At 63.4% G+C, this 22776-nt stretch carries 27 protein-coding genes; 19 read left to right on the top strand and 8 right to left on the bottom strand.

Annotated features, from left to right (window positions below):
• The first annotated feature begins 436 nt into the window (after nucleotides 1-436).
• From Cocul_RS00390 to Cocul_RS12670, 17 genes are all read left to right on the top strand, one after another.
• On the top strand, nucleotides 437-652 hold the full coding sequence (locus tag Cocul_RS00390) for a hypothetical protein (RefSeq protein ID WP_055121357.1): 216 nt from the start codon (nucleotides 437-439) through the stop codon (nucleotides 650-652).
• A 2-nt stretch (nucleotides 653-654) separates the two neighbouring features.
• On the top strand, nucleotides 655-1137 hold the full coding sequence (locus tag Cocul_RS13110; protein WP_055121356.1) for a WhiB family transcriptional regulator: 483 nt from the start codon (nucleotides 655-657) through the stop codon (nucleotides 1135-1137).
• Complete coding sequence (locus tag Cocul_RS13060; RefSeq protein WP_342669491.1) at nucleotides 1061-1399, top strand: HNH endonuclease; 339 nt, start codon at nucleotides 1061-1063, stop codon at nucleotides 1397-1399. Before Cocul_RS13110 ends, Cocul_RS13060 begins: the two co-directional genes overlap by 77 nt.
• Before the next feature lie 191 nt (nucleotides 1400-1590).
• Nucleotides 1591-1917: a hypothetical protein gene (locus tag Cocul_RS00380; RefSeq protein ID WP_055121355.1), complete on the top strand. Its 327-nt coding sequence runs from the start codon at nucleotides 1591-1593 to the stop codon at nucleotides 1915-1917.
• 31 nt (nucleotides 1918-1948) lie between these two features.
• Nucleotides 1949-3292 (top strand): hypothetical protein, encoded by a 1344-nt coding sequence (locus tag Cocul_RS00375; protein WP_055121354.1) that lies wholly within the window; start codon nucleotides 1949-1951, stop codon nucleotides 3290-3292.
• Nucleotides 3293-3300: 8 nt separating this feature from the next.
• A complete protein-coding gene (locus tag Cocul_RS00370) occupies nucleotides 3301-3522 on the top strand; it encodes a hypothetical protein (RefSeq protein WP_055121353.1) in 222 nt (73 codons plus the stop codon).
• Nucleotides 3523-3559: 37 nt separating this feature from the next.
• The gene (locus tag Cocul_RS00365; RefSeq protein ID WP_160318472.1) at nucleotides 3560-4618 is read left to right on the top strand and encodes a phage portal protein; all 1059 of its coding nucleotides are present in this window, start codon (nucleotides 3560-3562) and stop codon (nucleotides 4616-4618) included.
• The gene (locus tag Cocul_RS00360) at nucleotides 4602-5426 is read left to right on the top strand and encodes a peptidoglycan recognition protein family protein (RefSeq protein WP_055121351.1); all 825 of its coding nucleotides are present in this window, start codon (nucleotides 4602-4604) and stop codon (nucleotides 5424-5426) included. Before Cocul_RS00365 ends, Cocul_RS00360 begins: the two co-directional genes overlap by 17 nt.
• Before the next feature lie 382 nt (nucleotides 5427-5808).
• Nucleotides 5809-7380 (top strand): phage major capsid protein, encoded by a 1572-nt coding sequence (locus Cocul_RS00355; protein WP_055121350.1) that lies wholly within the window; start codon nucleotides 5809-5811, stop codon nucleotides 7378-7380.
• A complete protein-coding gene (locus tag Cocul_RS00350; protein ID WP_055121349.1) occupies nucleotides 7380-7694 on the top strand; it encodes a hypothetical protein in 315 nt (104 codons plus the stop codon). Before Cocul_RS00355 ends, Cocul_RS00350 begins: the two co-directional genes overlap by 1 nt.
• Nucleotides 7695-7697: 3 nt before the next feature.
• Complete coding sequence (locus Cocul_RS00345; RefSeq protein ID WP_150114275.1) at nucleotides 7698-8054, top strand: hypothetical protein; 357 nt, start codon at nucleotides 7698-7700, stop codon at nucleotides 8052-8054.
• A 9-nt stretch (nucleotides 8055-8063) separates the two neighbouring features.
• Nucleotides 8064-8507, top strand: a complete 444-nt coding sequence (locus Cocul_RS00340; protein ID WP_055121347.1) for a hypothetical protein — start codon at nucleotides 8064-8066, stop codon at nucleotides 8505-8507.
• A 398-nt stretch (nucleotides 8508-8905) separates the two neighbouring features.
• The gene (locus Cocul_RS00335) at nucleotides 8906-9202 is read left to right on the top strand and encodes a hypothetical protein (RefSeq protein WP_055121346.1); all 297 of its coding nucleotides are present in this window, start codon (nucleotides 8906-8908) and stop codon (nucleotides 9200-9202) included.
• 20 nt (nucleotides 9203-9222) lie between these two features.
• Nucleotides 9223-9345, top strand: a complete 123-nt coding sequence (locus tag Cocul_RS12965; RefSeq protein ID WP_281176023.1) for a hypothetical protein — start codon at nucleotides 9223-9225, stop codon at nucleotides 9343-9345.
• 82 nt (nucleotides 9346-9427) lie between these two features.
• Nucleotides 9428-11470 carry a phage tail tape measure protein gene (locus Cocul_RS00330; RefSeq protein WP_150114274.1) on the top strand — a complete coding sequence of 681 codons (2043 nt, stop codon included), beginning with the start codon at nucleotides 9428-9430 and terminating at the stop codon, nucleotides 11468-11470.
• Nucleotides 11461-13023 carry a hypothetical protein gene (locus tag Cocul_RS00325; protein ID WP_055121344.1) on the top strand — a complete coding sequence of 521 codons (1563 nt, stop codon included), beginning with the start codon at nucleotides 11461-11463 and terminating at the stop codon, nucleotides 13021-13023. The genes Cocul_RS00330 and Cocul_RS00325 overlap by 10 nt, the downstream gene beginning before the upstream one ends.
• 953 nt (nucleotides 13024-13976) lie before the next feature.
• A complete protein-coding gene (locus tag Cocul_RS12670) occupies nucleotides 13977-14261 on the top strand; it encodes a hypothetical protein (protein WP_055121343.1) in 285 nt (94 codons plus the stop codon).
• Here Cocul_RS12670 and Cocul_RS00315 read toward each other — a convergent pair.
• Together Cocul_RS00315 and Cocul_RS00310 are read right to left on the bottom strand one after the other, a co-directional pair.
• Nucleotides 14258-15070: a tyrosine-type recombinase/integrase gene (locus Cocul_RS00315; protein WP_169786392.1), complete on the bottom strand. Its 813-nt coding sequence runs from the start codon at nucleotides 15068-15070 to the stop codon at nucleotides 14258-14260. The genes Cocul_RS12670 and Cocul_RS00315 overlap by 4 nt on opposite strands.
• Nucleotides 15071-15239: 169 nt before the next feature.
• Nucleotides 15240-16511: a glutaminase gene (locus Cocul_RS00310; RefSeq protein WP_055121977.1), complete on the bottom strand. Its 1272-nt coding sequence runs from the start codon at nucleotides 16509-16511 to the stop codon at nucleotides 15240-15242.
• 133 nt (nucleotides 16512-16644) lie between these two features.
• Between Cocul_RS00310 and Cocul_RS00305 the strand changes: the two genes are divergently transcribed.
• Entirely contained in the window at nucleotides 16645-17226 is a 582-nt protein-coding gene (locus tag Cocul_RS00305) for an isochorismatase family protein (RefSeq protein WP_055121341.1), read from the top strand.
• A 66-nt stretch (nucleotides 17227-17292) separates the two neighbouring features.
• On the opposite strand, the gene Cocul_RS00300 is transcribed toward Cocul_RS00305, so the two are convergent.
• From Cocul_RS00300 to Cocul_RS00280, 5 genes are all read right to left on the bottom strand, one after another.
• A complete protein-coding gene (locus Cocul_RS00300) occupies nucleotides 17293-18144 on the bottom strand; it encodes a serine hydrolase (protein WP_055121340.1) in 852 nt (283 codons plus the stop codon).
• Nucleotides 18141-19019 carry a hypothetical protein gene (locus Cocul_RS00295; RefSeq protein WP_055121339.1) on the bottom strand — a complete coding sequence of 293 codons (879 nt, stop codon included), beginning with the start codon at nucleotides 19017-19019 and terminating at the stop codon, nucleotides 18141-18143. The genes Cocul_RS00300 and Cocul_RS00295 overlap by 4 nt, the downstream gene beginning before the upstream one ends.
• A gap of 72 nt (nucleotides 19020-19091) precedes the next feature.
• Entirely contained in the window at nucleotides 19092-19370 is a 279-nt protein-coding gene (locus tag Cocul_RS00290; RefSeq protein ID WP_055121338.1) for a DUF3618 domain-containing protein, read from the bottom strand.
• Between the two features lie 189 nt (nucleotides 19371-19559).
• Entirely contained in the window at nucleotides 19560-20393 is an 834-nt protein-coding gene (locus tag Cocul_RS00285; RefSeq protein ID WP_055121337.1) for a cytochrome c biogenesis CcdA family protein, read from the bottom strand.
• 3 nt (nucleotides 20394-20396) lie between these two features.
• Nucleotides 20397-21155: a DsbA family protein gene (locus Cocul_RS00280; RefSeq protein WP_055121336.1), complete on the bottom strand. Its 759-nt coding sequence runs from the start codon at nucleotides 21153-21155 to the stop codon at nucleotides 20397-20399.
• A 43-nt stretch (nucleotides 21156-21198) separates the two neighbouring features.
• Here Cocul_RS00280 and bcp point away from each other — a divergent pair, with 43 nt between their 5' ends.
• Nucleotides 21199-21657, top strand: coding sequence for a thioredoxin-dependent thiol peroxidase (gene bcp, locus Cocul_RS00275; protein ID WP_055121335.1), 459 nt, complete (start codon nucleotides 21199-21201; stop codon nucleotides 21655-21657).
• A gap of 41 nt (nucleotides 21658-21698) precedes the next feature.
• On the opposite strand, the gene Cocul_RS00270 is transcribed toward bcp, so the two are convergent.
• Nucleotides 21699-22772, bottom strand: coding sequence for an ABC transporter ATP-binding protein (locus Cocul_RS00270; RefSeq protein ID WP_055121334.1), 1074 nt, complete (start codon nucleotides 22770-22772; stop codon nucleotides 21699-21701).
• Nucleotides 22773-22776 lie beyond the last annotated feature (4 nt).

The raw sequence follows: 22776 nt of genomic DNA, 5'->3' as shown, positions 1-22776 counted from the left end.
ACTACCCCCTGTGCGATCAAATGGCGGCCCCGGATGAGGTTCTGACCGTGGTGGTCACCTGATGACGCTCGGAGCATCCGATGTACGTCACACAACACAATCCCCTTTTGGGCGGTTTTACTCGTGAGTCCCCGCCCCCGACTGTAAAGGATCACCCCCCTACACCAGACCACGCCGGTATCGAGCTTTCGATGCACTTCAAGCGGCCCGGATTGACCGGACTGGGCCCGCCCCGCCACCGCCTGGCCCGTGGCGGTGGGGCGCATACGTGAAAGCCGTGTGGGAAGTAAGCCCACACGGCTATTAGCCGTGGGATGACGACGGAAAGCGGAAAAACTGGGAAACCGGCACTGGGGGGTCATCGGCTAACAAATATCCCCTTTAGGGGATTCCTATTGGCTACACCTATTACTCACCACACCTGGAGGTAACCACCATGACTAAGCCGTTTACTCCCCTAGATAATGCTCGTCATCGAACGGCACTAGTACAGACGTTCGACCCTGCACCAGATAAGGATGAGTCCACTGTTCATCACGTTCTGGAGGCTGTCTTTGTCGTGGTGCTTACTGCGGTAGCTGTGGCGGTGATCCTGGGCCTCGGGGCGGCTGCTATAGCGCTGCTCGTCGCGTTCATTGGGAAGGTGCTCTAAAGATGGTGGTGCCAGCGGATTATGTGGTGCCGGAGTGGCACGAGCGGGCCCTGTGCGCGCGGGCAAAGAACCCTAAGCTGTGGGATGAGCCGGGGCCGGGTAATGAGCCGCGCTGGGTGAAGCTGGTGCGGGCGGTGGAGCTGTGCCAGGACTGCCCGGTGGCGGCGCTATGTGCAGCCGAGGGGCTGGCGCATAAGGACGTCGGTGTGATTAGGGGCGGGGTCACCTTGCCTGGCTCAGGCATGACGGGTAGTACGCGCCGATCAGTGCGTGCAGCGCTGCGGGCTGTAGCTGAGGGGGATAGCCCCGCGAAGGCTGTCCTGGATGTCTACGCGCGGTTGAAGGGCTATGAGAAGGCGAGGGAGGCCCTGGTGGCCCTGATAGGGAGGAGGGGGCCTAGCGGTCCTGGTGGGGCCCCTGGGGGGTCCCGGGCCCCTGGTGGGGGTAGGGGCCCGGGTAGGGCCGTGGGGGTGGCCGGTGGGTAGTAGGTGGGCTGGGCGTCGCGCCACCAGGTTGACTGCTGCCACACTCGCAGCACATGGCACGGTGTGTCATCTGTGTGGGTTGCCTGGTGCGACTACTGCGGATCATGTGGTGCCGCGTGCTGCTGGTGGTGATGACTCGTTGGAGAATCTGCGTCCTGCTCATAGCAAATGTAATTCAGCTCGTGGTGACAAATCATTGAGTGAATGGTTTGCTGTTCATCCTTTGCGTTCATCTCGTTGTGAACCATCGCGTGATTGGTGACTGACGCGAGGAAAAGCGGTGAGTTCGGTGAGAATGATCGATGTGAGGAGTCGCCGCCGGGCCGGGCTGGTGTTTTTTAAGCCAGTGAGCCTCGGGAGCCCCCGCGCCAGCACTGCTTTTTCTCCCCGGTTCAGCCCTAGGGGGTATCCCCTACCCCCCCACCCCCCTTAATTTTGGAAGGAATTTCAACCATGAACGAAGCGCTATTTGAGATACGCCGCCCCACAGGCCGCCATGCCGAAATGCTAGAGACTGCCATTGAGGCGGCCAAAGAACAAGACCGCTTGGAGGCCATCGACGAGGGGCTGCTATCCCTTGCGCGGGCGAACGCGGTGGCTCTCGATGATGCTGAGGCCGACCGGAAGTACTACGCCATCTCCCAGCTGACCGCGCCGTACCGCGAGGTGCTGCAAGCCCTGCGGATGACCCCCCTTGATCGTGAGAATGAGGCTAATGACGAACTTAACCGCGCCCTTGCTGAGCTGTCCGCGCCCACGGTTCGCAACTCCGCGTCCTAGCGGGGCGACGTATGGGCCTGCGATCTGCAAAATGATGGAGTACCTTGGTACTCCGGCGATGCCGTGGCAGGAATGGACCGCTGATGTGATCGGGGAGGTCACCCCGGAGGGTTTACCGCGCTGGCCGATGGTGGTTATCAGCGTGCCGCGCCAGTCAGGGAAAACGACGCTGCTACTGGCGGCCTGTATCCACCGTATGATGACCGGGCGGCGCAAAAAGGTGTGGTCTACCGCCCAGACCGGGCAAAAAGCCCGGAAAAAGTGGCTAGAACAGGTCGAGATCATGGAATCGGACATGTTCCCGCTGCGCTCGCTGTTCAAGGCGAAAAAAGCCGCCGGATCAGAGCAGCTCACGTTCACTCGCCTGGGTTCAACGTTTTCCCCGCACCCGCCCAATGAGGAGTCGCTGCATGGCGAGCAGTCGGACCTGAATTTTATCGACGAGGCCTGGGTGTTTGATGATGGCGAGGCCCAGGCGCTCATGCAGGCCATCGTTCCGACCCAAACGACACGCCGTGGTGCGCAGACCATCGTGGTATCCACGATGGGCACCGCGCGGAGTACCTGGTTCCACGGCCTGGTGGATAAAGCCAAGCAACCGAACTCCGGTATCGCGCTGCTGGAGTGGGGCATTAATCCTGGTGATGATCCCACCGACCTCGACCTGGTGGCCGCGCATCACCCGGCGTTTGGGCACACAATGGATATGGCCGCGTTGGAGCGTGCCGCTAAGCAACTTGTCCCAGCGGAGTTTGCGCGTGCCTACGGGAATCTGCGCACGGGAGCCCGTGATCGGTTCATCCCGCTCACGGCCTGGCAGTCTGCGGAGTCCACGGCCCCGATCCCCGATACCTGCCCGGTGATGTTCGGCGCGGCGGTGGACTACCAGCGCACCGAGACCGTGATCGCCGCGTGTGCTGTCGTGGACGGCATACCCACCCTGGAGATTGTGGATGTGCGCCCCGGCACCGGGTGGGCTGCTGATCGGCTCATTGAGCTGCGGGAGCGCCACGACACCCCGCCGCCGGTGGTAGACCCTATCGGCCCGTCCGGCCCGCTGTTCGACCAGTTGAAACAGCGGGGCCACGAGCCACCGGCGTTTAATGTGCGGGCGTTGACGTCCTCGTGCGCGGACTTGTTGGATCGGATCACCCGCACCGATAGCGACGGGCTGGCTGCCCCGGAGGTGCGCATCCGCCCGCACCAGGCGCTTGACCTGGCCGCCGAGCTGGCCGAGCAGCGGCGCGTAGGTGATGCCTGGGCCTGGGAGCGCCGCCGCGCGGCGGGCTCCATTGCCGCGCTGGAGGCCGCCACCCTCGCACTCTACGGGGCACTGCACCGCCCGGCCCCGCCGATTAAACCGTTCATCTACTAGGAGAAACCGTGTCCTACCTGCGTATCGACGCCTCGGTGTTGTCTGTAGTGGCCATCTGTGACGAATGCGGATGGCGCACCACCCGGCATACCCCGGCTGCGGCGTGGACGGCGTGTGCGCTGCACGCGAAAGCCGCTCATGATGATCCGGCGGCGGTGGGCACTGCGCGCACTGCGGCGAGGATGGCGAAAATGAGGGCATTCGAGAAGCGTGACGCCCGATCCGCTTAATAGCGGTATGGGATTCCTCGACAACATCCGCTCTGCTTTGGGGATTGATGGGCGCCTGCATAGCAACAGTGCCCTGGCCTCCCCGTGGGTGGAGCGACCCACTCACCTAGAACCCATCATCGTTAACGACTTCCTACGTGATGAGTTCCGGCTCAAGGCCATCACGCGGGAGCAGGCGATACGAGTACCCGCGCTGTCTCGCGCCCGTGGCTTGATCGTCTCTACGATTGCCCGGCTACCGCTCGTCGCCGTCGATGACGACGGGGAGGAAACCGATGCCACACCCGGCTTCATCACAGACACCACCGGCCCCTTATCGCCGTTCCACCGGATGTTGTGGACCATCGATGATCTGTTTTTCTACGGGTGGTCGCTGTGGGCCGTGCAGCGCTCCGGCAAAACCGGCCCAGTGGTGGCCGCTGATCGAATTGCGTTTGATCGGTGGCACATCGACTCCGAGGGCACGGTGATAGTCGATGGGAACACCGCACCGGCCGATAGCGTCGTGCTCATCCCCGGCGTAACCGAGGGCATCTTGACCTACGGCGCAGACACCCTGGACCAGGCGATGCGCTTGGCGGCGGCTGCTACCCGCGCAGCGGAAAACCCCGTGCCACAGGTCGAACTACACCAAACCAATGACGCGCCGATGACCCGTGAGGAGATCGACGCGATTACCGCCAGGTGGATGCAGGCGCGGCGCGGTGAAAACGGAGGCGTCGCCTTTACCTCCCAAGGTGTTCAGGTCATCGACCACGGCGATGGAATCGACGGGCATCTACTCATTGATGGGCGCAACGCCGCCTCAGTGGATATTGCCCGCCACGCCGGTATCCCCGCACCGATGATCGATGCCACGCTAGCTGGATCGTCCCTGTCCTACCAAAACACCGCCAGCCGAATGTCCGAGCTCGTCACGTTTGGGCTCTCGCCGCTCATGGCGGCTGTGGCCGCGCGGCTATCCCAGGACGATGTGACCCCGCCAGGAGTCAAGCTAGCTTTCGACACCAAGGACACCATTCAGCAGCTTGCCAGTATCTACCGCCACATCCGTAAAGATTATGATAAGGACGACTCCGATGAGCAACGCCTTTAAAACCGACGGAACACTGCTCACCACCAATGATTCCGGTACCACCAGTACGCCGCGCCGCGTGTTGGTAGTCCACACCTTTGAAGATAACGGCACGCTTAGCGCCGAGGGGATGGCGCGCTATCAGTCCACCCCGGCGGCGGGCGGGTCGTACCACATCGTCATCGACAACGATGGGGTGACCTACCGCGAGAACGACGATCCGTTCATGCCGTGGTCGGCCATGCCTACAGGTAACCGGATTGGCTACCACTTCAGCCTGTCCGGCAAGGCCGCCTGGTCGCGGGAACAGTGGCTCGCACGCCCAAAGCAACTGAACTCCCTAGCGAAGATTCTTGCCGCCTACTCCACGGCCTACGGTATCCCGCTGATCCTGCGCACCGCTGACCAGGTGCGCGCCGGTAAATGGGGCGTGTGCGGCCACAACGAGATCAGCCTAGCCTTTGGCGAATCCGACCACACTGATCCTGGCCGGGAGTTCCCCTATGACTACGTGCTGGCCCTGGCCGCACGTCACCAAAAGCAACCTGCCCAGGCTGCTGATACCTCGAAAGGAACCACCATGACTCAGCTTTCCGGCGAAAGCCGCGACGCCCTACACGACGCGAAGATGAATGCCATCTGGGCGAACCAGGCGGCTGCCGATAATCAAATCCAGCTGCGCGGCCCTAATAAGCGCGGTTGGGATCAGCTCGGCGGGCGCACCCTCGTAGACGCCGTAGCCAGAATCGGTGTTCACCTCGGCCTGCCGGGATTCATCGACGTCAAGACCGGCAAAACCGCACCTGTGACGCCTACTGAAAACAATTGATGATGACCCTGATTGCTATTGCCGCTCTCGCGCTCTCCCAGATGATCGGCACCGCGTGCGGAGTAATCCTCGCCCTGGCAATCATCACCCGACCCGGAAAGGAGTAGATCGTGGCACCCGATAATCGCCCGACCCAAGTGCGCCGCCCCTGGCGAACTATGGTGCGCAGCGTGTTTATCGGGGCTGTCTCACTGCTCCCCCTGCTGCCACAGATTGCTGACGCCGCCAACATCGACGAGATACCCGCTGTAGCGGCAATTCTCGCGGTCACCGCAGCAGTAAGCCGCGTGCTGACACTACCGGCAGTAGAAGAGTGGCTGCAAGCCTACATACCGTGGCTGTCGGCAGACCCCTACCAGGGACAACACCGAAAGGAACGCTCATGATGCAGATGGTGGCCTCAATGGCCCCCGAGACTGCGCCGGAGTCCCGCACGATTACCGGCATGGTATTACCGTGGGGCAAGCCCGGCTACACCTCCACCGGCGAGGTCACAGTGACCGCAGGAGCCGTACAACTCCCCGCTGATCTCAAGCGGGTGAAGCTGCTGCGTGACCACTCCACGGAACCCGGGTTTACCCCGGTCGGCTACGCCACCGCCGCCGAGGACACCCCCGAGGGCCTGAAGATGACGTTCAAAGTCGGTGCCACCTCCGACGGGGATACCGCACTGACCGATGTGTCCGAGGGCATCCGTGATGCCTTGTCCGTGGAGCTGGTGGACACCGAAGTCACCGGCGGTGTGCTCACCGCTGGTGTGCTCACCGCCGTGGCGTTGGTACCGATTCCTGCTTTTGCTGACGCCCGCGTGGAGCGCTTTACCGCTTCTAGAAAGGAACCCAAGACCATGACCAATACTGAGACCACGACCCCCAAGGTGGAGGACCGGCACCGCAAGGACGACCCCGCCCCGGAGACTCCCCAGCCCAATGAGGAGCCCCGCAATGATGATGAGGAAAAGGAGGAGAATGTGACTACCCGTGACGATGTGTCCTACATCGCCGCCGCCCGCGTTCCCACCGGGCTGACTGTCACCGGCCCTGGCCGAGCACAATTGACATTCTCGCAGGCCGTGGAGGCAATCGCCGCCGCCCGAACCGGCGTGGCCTCGGCGGAGATGACCGCTAAGCTTGCCGACATCACCCGCTCTGCTAACCCGGCTATCTCGGCTCCGATGTGGCTAGGCGAGATGTGGGAGGGCGTGGAGTACAAGCGCGAGATCATCCCCACCATGACCCAGAAGGCCCTGACCAAGCTCAAGGGAGTGGGCTTTCGATGGACGAAGAAGCCCGAGGTCGGAGACTACGCCGGTGACAAGGCCGAGATTCCCACGGGCACTGTAGCCACCGAGCCGGTGGAGGTGACCGCCTCCCGTATGGCTGCCGGTCACGATATTGACCGCGCGTATTTCGACTTCCACGAGACGGAGTTCCTCCAGGCGTTCTTCCGGGCCCGGGCTAATGACTACGCGATCAAGACCGATGAGAAGGCCGCGAAGTTCCTGGTTGCCTCGGCTAAGACCGGCACGACGATCACCGCTGAGCCTGATCTGCTCCACGCTGCGGCTCGCGCCCGGCTGGTCATTAAGCGGCAGACCCGCGTAGAGCCGAATGCCTACCTGGTCCACCCCAACAGCCTGTTTGGGCTGTTCCAGATCACGCAGCTGGATAACCCGGCCTACCTCGATCTGCTCGGGGTGCGACCGGATCGGTTCATCGCCTCCGATCTGGTGCCCGAGGGCGAGATCATCGCCTACGCTAAGCAGGCCGTCACCTGGTTCGAGCTGTCCGGCTCCCCGATCCGAGTAGACGCCGAGCGATTGGACCACGGCGGTAAGGACTCCGGCATCTTCGGCTACTGGGCGACCCTGCTCAATCAGCAGGATGGCATTGTGCGTGTCCCGTTCGGTGCCACCAAGCCCGCTCGCCGAGACGCGGAGCGTGAGGAGTCCTAGTGTCACCATTGGTCACCCCGGAGCAGGTGGCGGACTACCTCGGTGAGTCCACCGCCGCGCTGCCGGAGCTGACGGAGATCACCGAGGCGGTCACCGCGCTCATCATCGGCTATAAAGGCACCCCTGCTGGCTCGTGGAGTGCAGATGTCGCCTTTGGGGCCAAGATGCTCTGTGCGCGTATCTACCGCCGCCGCAACTCACCCGCTGGTGTGGAAGCTCTAGGCGAGTTGGGGCCGGTGTACGTCTCACGCAATGATCCCGATCTCGCGCAGCTGCTCAAGCTCGGGCGCTACGCACCGCTCCAGGTGGGCTGAAACATGGTGAACGAAGCTTTAAACAGCGTTGTCGATGCCCTGACTAAAGCGGGGATCGCAGCGACTGTGGACCCTCCGCGCCTTAATCCCCCGGCAGTGTGGGTGACCGCGCGCCGTCTGGGCCGCAGCGTGCTGGGAGCTTGCGGCGGGTATGCCGTGGTAGTCGATCTGTACTTGATCGCTCGCGACACTGGCATTCCCCGCGCGCTAGAAACTCTTGACGGGCTGCTCACCCACACCATCGAGGTGATGGACGAGCACCAATGGGATATGGATTCCTCCGCGTTGGATGAGACCGTCACCCTCCCCTCCGGTGGTGGGCCGCTCCCGGCCTACCGCCTGACCTACCTAATCGACTAGGAGAAAAACATGGCTGTTGGAACACCTAAAAGCTTTAAACTCGGCAAGGGCGAACTGAAATTCGGTGAGACCGGCACTGAGGTAGATTTTGCGTGCCAGGCCACCGAGGTAAAGGTGACCTGGGATAATGATTCCGAAGATGACCTGCATACCCTGTGTGGTGGTGTGCTGCCCGGCGGGGAAACCTTCACTGCAAAGCTGGAGGGAACCTTTATCCAGGACCTGACCGCTAAGGGAGTCATCGACTTCACCTGGACCAACAAGGGCCAGGCCGTCAAGGTCGCCTTCAAGCCCAGGGGCAACTCGAACGCCTCTATCAAGGGGACCGTGAAGATCATGCCCATTGATCTCGGCGGCGAGGTCAATAAGACGAACACCTCGGACTTTGAGTTCCCGTTTGTCGGTGAGCCCACCTGGACTAACGGCGGCGCAACGAGCAGTGCCAACGGCTAGATGGTCTACCAGGGGCTCAAGCTGGAAGGTGGGCGGAATCTCCGCCGCACCCTCAAGCAAGCTGGTAAAGACCTAACCGATGTCAAAGACGCGCACCGCGCAGCTGCTGAGATCGTTGCTGGTCGTGCCAAAGGCTGGGCACCTGTGCGCTCCGGGAAACTCGCAGCGACGGTACGCGCCGGTGCCACAAAGACTGCCGGCATCGTACGTGCTGGTAACCGGCGGCGCTCCGCCTCCGGTGTGCCGTATGCGCCCCCGATTCACTGGGGATGGAAAGCCCGCAATATCAAACCGAACCCATTCTTGTCCTACGCGGCCCAGGCCACAGAATCCACGTGGCTACGGCTGTATGAAGACAAGGTCAATAAAGCACTAGATCAAATCAAAGGAGTATAGCTATGGCTTTGAAAACCTCTGTGACGCTCGACGGCCACACCGCGCCGGTGGAGGTCACCATCACCAACCCGGACCGCGTGCGTTGGGACATGACCCGCTCTAAGCACAACTGGCCCACGTTCAACGACGCCCCGTTCCTGGGAACCACGTTCCTCGCCTGGGCCGCGCTGCGCCGCGAGGGCATCTACCCCGGCACTTTCGAGGACTTCCGCGACCGCGACGCAATAGATGTGGAGTCCTACGAGGACACCGCCGCCGAGGCCGACGCGGTGGGTGATCTAGGAAACCCTACCCAGTAGGAAGCCGTATTCGACTGCTTGTGGAACTGGCTCATGCGTGGCGGATCGCCCCGCATGAGCTGTTCGACTACGACGACGCCACCCTGGCAACCATGATCCGAGTCTTGGAGGACATACGCGATGAGCAAAACCGCCATTCTTAGCGTTCGTATTATCTCGGACGCGAAGAAAGCCGTGGCAGGCTTTAATGAGGCTGGTCGCGGCCTGGACAAGCTCGAATCAGGCATGAAGAAAGCCGCCACTGTGGGCACGGCGGCTACCGCTGCCGTAGTCGGCATGGGTAAACAGGCCTTGGACTCAGCAAGCAAGCTCCAGCAGTCCACCGGTGCAGTGGAATCGGTGTTCAAGGCACAAAGCGGGGCAATTAAGAAACTCGCGGCGGACGCGGCGAACTCTGTGGGTCTGTCTAAGAATCAGTACCAGGAGTTCGCCTCCGTGATGGGCTCCCAGCTAAAGAACCTGGGTGTTGCCCAGTCTGACCTGGTGCCCACCACGGACAAACTCATTACGATGGGCGCTGATCTGGCCTCCATGTACGGCGGCACGACCGCCGACGCCGTACAGGCACTCAGTGCGGCTTTTCGTGGGGAGATGGACCCCATCGAAAAGTATGGCATCTCTATCAAGAAGTCGGACATTAACGCTAGGTTGGCGGCACAGGGTCTCGACAAGCTCGAAGGCGAGGCCCTCAAACAGGCCGAGACACAAGCCTTGCTGGCGATGCTCACCGAACAGTCAGCCGACGCCCAGGGCAACTTTGCCCGCGAGACAGACACGGCGGCCGGTAGCGCTCAGATCGCCGCCGCGCACTGGGAAAACGCCAAGGCCGCCCTCGGGGAGCAACTACTGCCCTATGCGACACAGGCCGCTGAGGCGATGGCGAAGCTCGCACAGAAGATCGGGGAGAATCCCGAAGCTTTCCGCAAGCTAGCTATCGCTATCGGTGTGACCACAGGCGCACTGTATACCGGACTCGCAGCGATCAAAGCGTGGCGCGTCGCCTCAGCTATCGCCACGGCGGTCAGTACCGCGTGGGGAGCGATGACCGGACGAATCGTGTTCGGCAACACCATCGCGGCGGGGTCCTCGGCCACAGCGGCGTCTACCTCGATGGCGGCGTGGCTAGGTGCGGCCGCGCGCACCGTAGCCGGATGGTTGGCCGCTAGTGCGCGGATCGTATGGACATGGGCGGCCACGGCGACGCAGGCGGCGATCCACGCGGGTACGGCGGCTGGTGCGTGGATCGCCTCGGGCGTGCGCGCCGCCGGGGCGTGGGTAGCCATGCAGATACGCGCCGGTATCTCGTTTACGATGACGGCGGCCAGCGCGGCCATGTCGGCCACAATGACAGCGGCGAGCTGGTTGGCTGCCGGTGCGCGGGCTGCTGGGGCGTGGCTAGCGATGCAGATACGCGCCGGTATTGCTTTTGCGATGACCGCTGCGAGTGCGGTGGGTGCAGCAGCTGCTACGGCGGCGGCATGGGTAGCCAGCAGCGCGCGGGCCATCGCGGCCTTTGTGGCTCAGCAGGCCGCGATGATGGCGGTACGCGCAGCGACCCTCGCTATGGCGGCGGCGCAGTGGGTGCTCAACGCGGCGATGAGCGCGAACCCGATTGGGATTGTGATTGTCGCGGTGACCGCACTGGTGGCCGCGCTCGTGCTGGCGTATCAGAAGTCTGAGACGTTCCGTAACGCCGTTAACGCCGCAGGGCGTGTCGGTAAGGCCGCTTTTGACCTGGTTGTTGGCGGTATCCGCTCTGCGGTGCAGTGGGTGGGTAACATCGTCTCGAAGGTCGGCGGTGTCGGCGGAGCTTTCCGGGCTGCGATGGCGGTGGCCAGCGCAGCTGTGAGTATTCTGACGGCTCCACTGCGGGGCCTCGTGAGCCTGATTGGCTCGGTGGTCAGCGCGATTGGGCGTATCCGGTTCCCCTCTCCACCAGCATGGTTGTCCAAGATGTTTAGCGCTGCCCCGTCGATGACGACCGCGCCTGGCACACCGTTTAGGTTCATGGCACCCCCGGCGCTGGCGTTTGGGTATCAGCCGGAGCTTACGGCGGCCTCGGGGTCACTGTCCTCCCTTCGTGGTGCTATCGGCTCGTCCTCCGGGGGCGCGATGAAGGTGGATAACTCCGTGCATATCACTGTTGATGGCTCTGGTGTAGTAGACCCCCGCGCGATTGTGGAGGCTCTAACGAAGGCACTCAAGCAGTACGGGCGGGACCTGGGCCTAAGCCCCGCTGCGGGGGGAGGGGCTTTCTCATGGGCGTGAAAGTAACTCCCTCGCTGACTATCGGAGGCTATGAGATCGCCTGTAGCGCCGATAAGGCCGATACTGAGCCAGTAGCGGTCCGCAGCGTCAAGATTGATTGGGGGCGCAATGAGTACCATGACGCCTCGGCCACCCCGGCGACTATGACCCTGCATCTGGCAGATGTGACCGATGAGTGGGCCGACTATATCCGCCGGAACAAGGCAGTGGGCCGTGAGGTGCGCCTTCAGATAGAAGGTCGCCCTGTCCTGGCTCTAGATGGCACGCGTATCAGCGGGACAACGCACCGCATGGTGGTATTCCGAGGCCGTGTCTCCCGTGCGACCGCGAAGCTGACCAAGTCAGAATCCGGCCAAGGTGCACGCCGGTGGATCATCACCCTGGTATGTGCGGACTCCACCGCCGCGATGGGCGGTGTCCATCCCGGCCCCTCAGAATGGCCCACCGAGGCCATGATGGACCGTGCGTTGCGTATCCGTGGCCTCTCGGAGGTCGGCACCACCCGCATCGAGAACTTTTACTTCCGCTCCGAGTACCACATGTTCGGCGTCTCCCCGCTAGACGTCAAGGGCAAAAGCGCGCTCCAGCTCCTCGGTGATTTTTACGGCTCGATGGCGGCGGAAACCTGGTCCTATGATCCAGACGGTAATGTCGTGCGGCAGGTGCCACGCCTATCACAGGACATGACTGTGCGCCTCCAGTCCAGCGATGAGCAGCATGGGGCCGTCAAACCAGCCGTAGACGGCGTGCACTTCGAGGGAGTGACCTACCCCGGTATCGGACTCGGAGGATGTCAACTCACAGGAGACCCTGTGATTGAGGCCGACCCCGCCACCGTGATTAACCGTGTCGAGGTCAACTGGAAAAACCGTGAACGTGAGTGGGATGACACGATAAGCGTTCACGAAAACGTCTACCCCGGTGACGCCCGTAGGGTACTTAGCTGGGACACCTGGCTTGGAGACCAGGAAAATGTGGAGCCCGCCCAAAACGCCCTATGGGCGCGGGTCCATGAGGAAGGGCGACGCCCCCGCCACCCGGAGTTCACCACCCAGCCCACCCACGTCTTCCCTAACTGGGATGTCACCCGATGGGTACTCATGGCCTGGGAAAACCCCCGCCCGTGTTTTATCAGCGGCGACGCCGCCCACCAATGGCTCATGGGCACCAACCAGGCATACGGCCCCATCGTGGCCCCTATTGGCGGCACACTACATTTCGACCCAAAAGACGGATGGTCCGCGCTTCTACGCACCCACTTCATCCACAACACTAGGTCGCGTATCTCCCCGGTCCCGTGGCAAGGGTTAAAGCAATACCGGCGCAATAACCAACGAACCGTGCCGTGGATGTGGGAACGCGGCGGCACACCCCCCGGAGCGCAAATCATCGATCAAAGCACTATTAAGAACAACTATTCCATGCCGAATAGATACCCACGATGGGGTAAAGCACCCTCGAATAGAGGTTACTGTTTCCATACCTCTGTAACGTGGTCCGACTTAAGGTATATCGATAACAGCGGAGCAGAAATTAAGGACGTGGCAATATGACGCGATACACCAGAAACCACCGTATCCCCTACCCCGAGGACGGCGACCCTATCCACCTCGGCGCACAGCAGATGCAGGCAATGGCTGAAAAGATCGACACGCTCAGCCTAGGAGGAGGCGGCACCCCCGGGCCGCAAGGCTCCCAGGGACCTCGCGGTGCCACCGGCCCAGGGGGCGCTACCGGGCCTCGTGGCGCAACAGGGCCCACCGGACCTCAAGGCCCACAAGGCGACCCCTCAAGCACCTACACACTCGACAAAGAAGAAAGCGTCCTCAAGGGCTGGACGACGCACGCAGACGTAGACGCCGCAGGCACCCTCACTCTTACTAGGGTTGGCCCCGTCGTCCGTGCCACCTTTCAATCGATAAGGATGAATAAGAACTCAAGTGGGAAGAACTTCACCCCTTTGGGAAGTAAGATAATTCCGGCGGAGCTACGACCCGTTGACACCGTTATCGGAACACTAGATGGTTCCTTTGGCGCTAGTATGACTGTCCGTATTGATAAATATGGAAATGTAGGTGTCTCACAATGGGGACCGAAATACACGTTCACAGGCACGTTTACCTGGATGGTGAATAAGCAGGTCACCACCCCGACCGGACCTGCGGGGCCACGCGGGGCTACCGGAGCAACCGGGCCTGCGGGACCAGCAGGACAACAGGGCGCTATCGGGCCTCGTGGTGCAACGGGCAGTCAAGGCCCGCGCGGGGCGACAGGCTCACGCGGTCCTGCTGGGCCTCAAGGCCCTCCCGGACCGCGCGGCCCGGCTATTGAGTTGCCCTCATGGACTCAGACCGGGATTAATCTGATTGCTGATGGTAACCGTAACCTCAACCTCGGGAGTGGTGGGCTATTCCGGTTCCAGTGGCGAGTGCTATGGGGTATCTTCGAGCTGCATTACCGGGTCTTGTGGGGCCGTGATGCAATCTCACCGGGAGGCCCACTGCGTATGCGTCTTCCTGTCACCCCCGCCCAGGGCTTCGAAGGCATGGGCTCAGGGTCGTACTACCTGAATCACGGTGAGCTATGGTCGATGGACTGCAAGCCGCACGTGAAGCCCGGTACTAACGAGGTACGTTTCCTCGTGCCCACCAACGGCGATAAGTCCACCTTGAAGTACATGCGGATTCATGACGGCTCCTCTCGGATAGGGACGGGGGTACCCGCTAACCCGGACTTCCGCATCGATAAAGAATGGTCCAGTATGCAGGGAAGTATCAGCTTCCCCGTCTAGGACGCAATCCGCCACGTAGCCTCAGCTGCCGCGTATGCACTCTCACCGCTGACCGCAGCATAGACCTGCGTAGTCGATACCGTGGCGTGCCCGAGGAGCGCCTGCACCGCGCGCAGGTCGTGCGAGTCGCCGTAGGCCACCGTGGCATAGCGGTGACGGAGCTTGTGCGGGGTGTAGCCCTCTGGGAGGTAGTGGGAGATGCGCTTGCCGAGCCATCCCGGCGAGATGTGGCCGCGCTGCCCACCGGGGAATACCCACCCGCCAGCGGCGCGTATCTGCCGGGCGAGGTGCGGCGGACACGGCACCATGCGTACATGCCCGCCTTTGCCCTCCACCCGCAGGCTCCACCCCTGCCCCACCGGCTCGACGTCACAGGCCCGCACGCGGGCGCACTCCGCGCGGCGTAGCCCACAGGTCGCCATGATCTCGATCGCCAGTCGGATCGGCGGTGGGGCGGCGCGCAGCGCCTCCATGATGTACACGTCCGGCACGGGCCTAGGCACCGCGCGCGGGATCGTCACCGTGGGCAGATCGCGGGCAACGTCCACCGGCACGATCCCCTCGCGCTGCATCCACCGCCAGAACAACCTAATCGATGCTCGCCCTGAGCGCCGTGCCTGCGCGCCCCACGGACGATCCGCCAGATACCGCACCAAATCACGCCGCGTCACCGCGCCCACCGGCTTGCCTATCGTCTCTACGCACGATCGGGCATGTCCCAGACGTAGGCTAATGGTCCCCTGTGCGCGCCCGGCGGCCTCCAACTCGGAGCGCCACCCCCGCAAGATGTCTCGTAGGTCACTCATCATGTGACAGATGTTACTTATGGGGCCAAAATCGACTCACGTTTTCATCCACGTCACGCCGCTACCAACTCTAACCAGTGGGTTCGGGGTTCGAGTCCCTGATGGCGCACAGCGTAAATATTGCGATCACCCCCGGTAGGCCCTGAACTAGCCCACCGGGGTTTTCGCTATCCTACCGCAATCTTTCTTTTAAGCCCTTCAAGCCCTTCAAACGCGGGGCGCGGGTGCCGTCGGAAAGCACGAGGCCGAGCAGGCGCTTCTCCGGGTCGTACACCCCAATGTCGTAGCCCGCGCGGCGCATGCGCAGCAGCGTGGAGCCCAGCATTCTCTTGCCCACTCCGTCCACCTGCACCACGCGGGTCACGTCCAGCACCAGGCGGTGGGCGCTGAAGTCTCGCGTGGAGATCTCGTGGATGATGGATTCTGCGGCGGAGAAGTTAATCATGCCCTGGAGCACGATCACGGTGTCCTCCCCGCGTTCCTCAATGGCGCGCACCGCGTGGACGCCCACGGGCAGCGGGTTCATCAGGTGCAGCCCCATCTGTTGGGAGAGTTTTTCAAAGAGCATGGTGCCGCGCACGCTGTTGCCCTCTTGGTCCAGGCGCGGGGAGAAGGTGGCTATGCCTAGTTGGCCGGGCAGGGTGCCGATGAGCCCGCCGGATACGCCGGACTTGGCGGGGATACCTACGCGCGCCATCCAGCGCCCGGCGGCGTCGTACATTCCGGCGGAGCTCATCACAGCCATGGTGAGGCGGCATACGTCCGGGTCGAGCACGCGCTTGCCGGTGATCGGCTGCACGCCGCCGTTGCCGAGGGTGGCCACCATCGCGGCGAGGTCTCGGGCGGTGGTTTCGATGGCGCATTGGCGGGTGTAGCTCAGCACGGCGTCGTGCGCGGTATCGCGGATCACTCCGTAGCTGCGCAGCATGTGCGCGATGGAGAGGTTGCGGTCCGCGTGGTCGAGCTCGGAGTAGCACAGGGACTCGTTGAATCCGAGGTCTCGGCCGGCGAGGTCGCTCATGAGGGAGCGGATGACCTCCACGCGATCCTCTACCGTGGAGTCCTCGCCGTTGATGAGTTGGTTCACGGCGATGGCCCCGGCGTTAATCATGGGGTTCATGGGGAGGTTGGATTTTCCGTCTAGGGAGAGTTCGTTGAAGGCCTCCCCGGAGGGTTCCATGCCCACGGTGGCCATCACCGTTTCTATGCCGCGTTCCTGGAGGGCGAGCGCGTAGGCAAAGGGCTTGGAGATGGATTGCAGGGTGAAGGGGACGTCGCAGTCACCGGCGGAATAGATGCGCCCGGAGACGGTGCACATGGCGATGCCGAGGGGGTTGGGGTCTGCGCTGGCGAGTTCTGGGATGTAGTCGGCCACGTGGCCGGATTGCTCGTCGCGCACGGCGTCGAGGAGGGCGGAAAGGTACTGCGGGATAGGGGAGGTGATTTCTTGCACCGCCCCAGGGTACCTATTGCGCCGCCGCACGGCCCTTCTCACCAGATGAGATGGTGTGCCGGGGGCGACAGATTCACCATGCCGAACACGATTTTTCAGCCATAATGTGCAATAATGCTTATCCGTGAAGGCCTTGGTTATTGTAGACGTTCAAAAAGATTTCTGCGCTCTCGGCCCGCTGGCCACCGCCGATGGTGACCTCGCGGCCGATAGCATCCGCAGCCTCCTCGAATGCGAGGAGACCATGCGCGATTATGCCCACGTGGTGGCCACCCAGGACTGGCACATTGATCCGGGCGATCATTTCTCCGATTCCCCGGATTTCATCGACACCTGGCCCCCGCACTGCCGGGCGGGTACCCCCGGCGCGGCCATTCACCCGGTGGTGCCCCTCAAGAGCATCGAGGCGTTCTTCCTCAAGGGCAATTACAGCGTGGCCTACTCCGGCTTCGAGGGCTTCGCCGAGGGCGTCTCGCTTGCCCAGTGGCTGCGCGAGCGGGGTGTCACGGCTATCGACGTCGTGGGTATCGCCACCGACTACTGCGTGCGCGCCACGGCTCTCGACGGCCTCAAGGAGGGCTTCGATGTTCGCGTGCTCTCCTACTACTGCTCACCGGTGGACCCTAACCGCGGACAGGCGGCCCTCGACGAGATCGAAAAGGCTGGGGCGGAGGTCATCAACACCCCGCTGCGCAACTGCTCTTAGCGCCTCCGGGTAGCCGCAAAAGCGGGAGCGGGTTCACCTTCACGCCCCGCCCCGCTTCTGTGTTTCTTACTCGCAGCGCAACGCGGCGCTCACGTGCTGCGCCTCCTCGGTGAGCAGCCTCTGCGCGGATTCGTAGCTGCCGTCGGGGGCCTGCGCCGCTACGGCCACCCCCTTGCGCCCGCATGGGGTCTCGATGACGCCGAATTGGCGTACCGTGTAGCGCCCGTCGGGGTCCGGGCCCCATCCGCCTTTGAACCTCATGCCCTCGATGGTGCCCAATCCATAGGATTGCTCCGGGATTACCCGACCCATCGCGTCGAGCACGGGCTGCGCGCCGTCGAGGGTGGGCAGCACCACGGCAAAGGCCGCCTGATCTTCCAGCGTCCACGCGGTCTGCCCAAAGCTGGAAAACTCCGGGCGCACCTTGCGCGTTTCCACCCGCGTGTGATCATCGCCCGCCTCCCGCAGGATCGCCTGCACGGCGGCCCCCGCTTCTTCCGGGGTGCCCAGGGATTCCCACAGCCGCGCGGCGGCCTGATTATCCGAGGCGGTCAGCGCCGCCTCTACGTCCGCCCATGCTTCCGGGGAGGCCCGCAGCGCCGCGAGAGAAAGGGGTACCTTGCTGGTAGACCAGGCCGGACCCTCGTGCGTATCCCCCGCTGTGGTCACTCTCACCGAGCCGGCCGCCGTGTCAGCCACCGCCACCCTTGTGCCGGCCACGGCGGTGAGCACCGGGGCCGAGGGGGCCGGGCTGGCGCTTCCCCAGGCGCTCGGGGGAGCACTGCCGCCGGGGTTCTCTGCCGTGTTCCCGGGGCCTGCCTGCTCAACCTCCCCGATGGTGCAGGCGGAAAGCACCGCCGCCCCCAGGGCCAGCAGCGCGGCCGCGTGCCTATTCTGGGATTTCTTTGAGTGGCTCATCCGATGTACACATTCGCATTATCCCCGCCGGTGCAGTGCACATATTCCCCGGCATCACGGCAGGTCATCGTGTAGTTTTTCCCGGTGGTGGGGCTGTAGGCCTGCACCGTGGCATTGATCTGTCCGGTGTCTCGGTATTCGGAGAGCCACTGCCGGTGTACCACCTGGGCGAAGTCATCGCTGGTGGCCCCGGAGGCCCATACCCGCTGGTACTGCTCGCCGGTGTTGTTGCGTGCCGCGCTGTTGACCGGAGTGGCCTCCCCCGGCACGGCAGGTACGGACGCGCTGGGTGCGGGAGACGCGGAGGATTCCGGTCCCGCGTCCCGTGGGGCGCTCGTGATCGAGGCGCGCGGGGTGGCGGGTTCCGCAATGTCCGCCGTGGGCCGTTCTTCCCTCGTGGGCTGCGCGTGAGACGAGGGCGCGATGCTGCTGGGGCTCGGCGTCGCGCTGCGCGCCGTGGTGCGGCGCGTGCTCGTCGGGGCGGCCGACGCCGTGCTGGTGGCTCTTGCGGCAGACGAGGCACTTTCCGCGCTCGGGCTCTCCTCGGTAGAGGTATCCGCAGCCACGGCCGAGCGATCCCCCTCCCCACCGCCGGAGGAGAACAGGAAGATCCAGGTTCCCGCGCCCACGAGAACGAGCACGAAGAACATCGCCGCGATCGCCACGATCATGCTGGAATTGCTGCTCTCGAAGCGCGGCTTCCGGGGGCCTCGCGAATGCTCCGAATCAGAGTCCGCCTCCTGATAGGTGCCCACTGCTTCCGGGTCTGCCTTGGCGGACACGCGAGGAAAATCGGCGTAGTCCCCCTGCACGTTCTGTGCGGGAAAACGCCGCGTTGCCGGTTCGCGGTCCTCACCGCCGTGTTGGCTCGTCATGCTCGCCTATGCTGCCACACCAGGGGCGCGGGAGTCACCCGCCCTACCCCTTTTTCCACCCGGTCGCGGGGCTTAATCGCGCCCGGCCAGCAGGCGCTGCAATTCCTTGATGTCCTTGTTCTTCTTGCGGTTGCGCGCGATCGTCAACACGATGGCGGTAGCAAAGACCGCGCCCACGGCCGCCAGGATCTTCTGCGTCTGCGGGTCCTGGAGTTTTGCCGTCGCCTCACGCTTAGCATCGTCCACGAGGTTCTGCGGCTTGCTGCGGTCCGCAAGCTGATCCAGGGTGCTGGCCAGCTGGCGGCGGGTGCGCTCAATATCGCGCTGGATGTCCTCAATACTGCGTGCCACGTTCAATCTCCCAACAAATGCGAGTCAATTATTCCTTGTGCGACGTCTCTTATGCAGCCGCTGCCGCACTTATACCCACCGCGCCCGTGGAGTTTACCCCGCGCGGCGCGGTGGGCAGAAACACACCAACGATGCCCAGCGCCGGCTCAAACAACCGCTCAGGCAAATCCGGTGGTTCCTCTCTGCGCGTCATTCTAGCCTGTTCGCGGAATCCGCCGCAGCAGACTTCCGCCACCGGCGCGCCGCCAGCAACCCCACCCCGCTGAGCAGCGCCACCCCGGCCACCACCGCGGCGTCGGGAATCTGCGCGGTGGTGCGGATCACCCAGTTCTCCATCTCCGCCTGCTGGCTTACCCCCACAAAGCCGCCCAGGCTGGTGGTTCCGCTGGTGATCCACATCATCGCTCCCACCGCGATGGTCAAGAGACCACCCACGATGTTATTCCAGGAGTTCGTCCAGCGCCCCACCCGCACCCCGCGCGGGCGCACGAGGCCCTGCACCACGGGCAGCCGCGACCACAGCAGGCTAAGCACCACGAGCGGCACCGCCATGCCCAAGGCAAAGATCAGCATGGTGATCCCGCCCATCACGGCGTTTCCGCTCACCGCGGCCATCGTGAGCACCATGCCCAGCAGTGGGCCCGCGCACACCCCGGCCAGACCGTAGATGGTGCCCAGCACGTACACCGCGGCCAAGGAACTTCCTCCCGCCGCTCCGGCGTTGCCCGGCAGCGGGATCTCGATGCCCGCCAGCATGATGAGCCCCAAGGCGATCACCACGATGGAACCGCCCATCACAAAGGTCTCCCTGTTCTCACTGACCAGCGCCCCCACGGAACCGGCCAGCACGCCCATCGGCAGCAGCGTGGTAATCAGGCCCACGTAAAACACCCCGGTGCTGGTAATCAGGGAGGTAGGACGGGAGAAGGCATAGGAGAAAAAGGCCGGCAGCAGCATGGCCGAGCACGGGCTCAACAGCGTGAGCACGCCGCCGAGGAAGGCTCCAAGCAGGCTCAATTCCACGGTTTAGCTGGCCTCCTCAATCGCCTGATCCAGGAACGCCCGGAAGTTATCCAGGGGCTGCGTTCCGGCGAGCACCGAGCTGCCCACGGCAAAGAACGGCACGCCCTGCACACCCAGCTGGCGGGCCTGTGCGGTCTCCTCCTGAACCTCGGCCAGCAGATCCGGGTCCTTCATGTCCGCCTTAAAGCGCTCCATGTCCGGCACCCCGATCTCCTCGGCCACCTCCACCAGTTCCTCATCGGGCAACTCCGGGTGGCCGCTCTCCGGGGCACGGGCATAAATAGCCCGCAGATAATCCACGTACTTGTCCTGCTTAGCCGCGGCGCGGGCCGCCGCCGAGGCGGAGGCCGAGCGATCCCCGAAGTACACCACATCGCGGAACTCAATGCGCACCTTGCCGGTGTCCACGTACTCCTCCTTCAGCGTGGGCAGGATCTCCCGGGAGAACAGGCCACAGAACGGGCAGCGCAGATCCGTCCATTCCACCATCACCAGGGGGGCATCCACCTCACCGATCGCGCGGGGATCGTCCGCCTCGCGCCGCTCGATCAACGCCTTCAGCTCGGCGTCGGGATCGTCGCTCGCCGGGGCGCTCGCCGCGCTCTGGCCACTCGCCTGTTCCGAGGCGGAGTCCCTCCCCGTGAACTGCGCGATCAGTACCACCACCAGGAAAATCGCCAGCACGGCCAGCACGATATAAAACGGCGCGGTTCGGTACCACGGGCGCTGCGGATTGACGTAGGTATCGAATCGAGTTTTCACACCACGCAGGATACAGAACCACAGGTGCGGCTATGGTGGTGCCATGACGCTGAACACAGGAGACACCGCCCCCGGCTTTTCGCTTATCGACGACCGCGGAGCCACCGTATCCCTAAACGATTACGCCGGGCAGCGGGTGATCGTGTACTTCTACCCGCGCGCCAACACCCCCGGCTGCACCAAGGAGGCCTGCGATTTCCGCGATAGCCTCAGCGAACTGAACGGCATGAACATCGCCGTGGTGGGCATCTCCCCCGATACTCCAGAAAAGCTCGCGGAGTTCCGCAAGGATCACGAGCTCACCTTCCCCCTGCTCTCCGACCCCGATAAGACCGTGATGAAGGCCTACGGGGCCTTTGGCGAGAAAAAGAACTACGGCCGCATTGTAGAGGGAGTGATCCGCTCCACGTTCCTCATCGAGCCGGACGGCACCATCGGCGTGGCCAAGTACAACGTCAAGGCCACTGGACACGTGGCGCGGTTCATCCGGGATCTGGATTAAGACAACCTAGATGAGGCCCTGCCCACCTTTACCGTAGATCGTTACCCCACCCGTTGCCCCTCCGCGTCAAAGACGTGAATCACGGGGGCGTCGGAAAGCACCAGGGAGTACTCCTCCCCCGGGGTGAGGCTCACACGCCCCTCCATGCGCACCGCCACCGTGTCCGCCGCACCCGCCACGCGGAAGAAAGCATAGGACTCGTACCCCAGCTGCTCCACGTGCTGCACGCGGCCGTCCAGGCCCGCCCCCGGCGCCGCCAAGGTCAGATGCTCGGGGCGGATTCCCAGTCGAATCTTTCCGCCCACGGCGGCCTCTCGCTGTGGCTGGCTCAGGGCCACGAGCTGTTCGCCCAGCATCGCCCCGGTCTCGGTTACCTGGGCCTCCACGAAGTTCATGGCGGGGGAACCAATGAACCCCGCCACGAAGGCGTTGGCCGGGCGCTCGTAGATGTCCTGCGGGGAAGCCACCTGCTGCAACTTCCCGTCCTTGAGCACCGCCACCCGATCCCCCATCGTCATGGCCTCCACCTGGTCATGAGTCACGTACACGGTGGTGGTGCCCAGGCGTTTTTGGAGGGCCGAGATTTGCCCCCGGGTGGAAACTCGCAGCTTGGCGTCCAGGTTGGAGAGCGGCTCATCCATGCAGAACACCGCGGGATCGCGCACGATGGCTCGGCCCATCGCCACGCGCTGGCGTTGCCCGCCGGAGAGGTTCGCGGGCTTGCGGTCCAACAGGGATTCCAACTGTAAGATGCGCGCGGCCTCGTCCACCTTGCTGGCGATGGTGGCTTTATCCGCCCCCTGATTCCGCAGAGCAAAGCCCATGTTCTGGGCTACGGTCATGTTGGGATACAGGGCGTAATTTTGAAAAACCATTGCCACGTTGCGCTCTGCGGGAGATACCCCGGTGACATCGCGGCCGCCGATGGTAATGCGGCCTCGATCAGTGGGTTCTAATCCCGCCAGCATGCGCAGGCTGGTGGACTTCCCGCAGCCGGAGGGCCCCACGAGCACCAAGAACTCGCCGTCCGCGATGTCCAGGTTCAGTTTTTCCACCGCAGGAGTGGCGGATTTTCCATAGATACGGCTTACGCCCTCATAAACTACCCGTGCCATGTGT

Source organism: Corynebacterium oculi (assembly GCF_001412105.1).
GTDB lineage: Bacteria > Actinomycetota > Actinomycetes > Mycobacteriales > Mycobacteriaceae > Corynebacterium > Corynebacterium oculi.
Note: the sequence above shows the minus strand (reverse complement) of the source record. Positions and strands in the feature narration are given on the sequence as shown.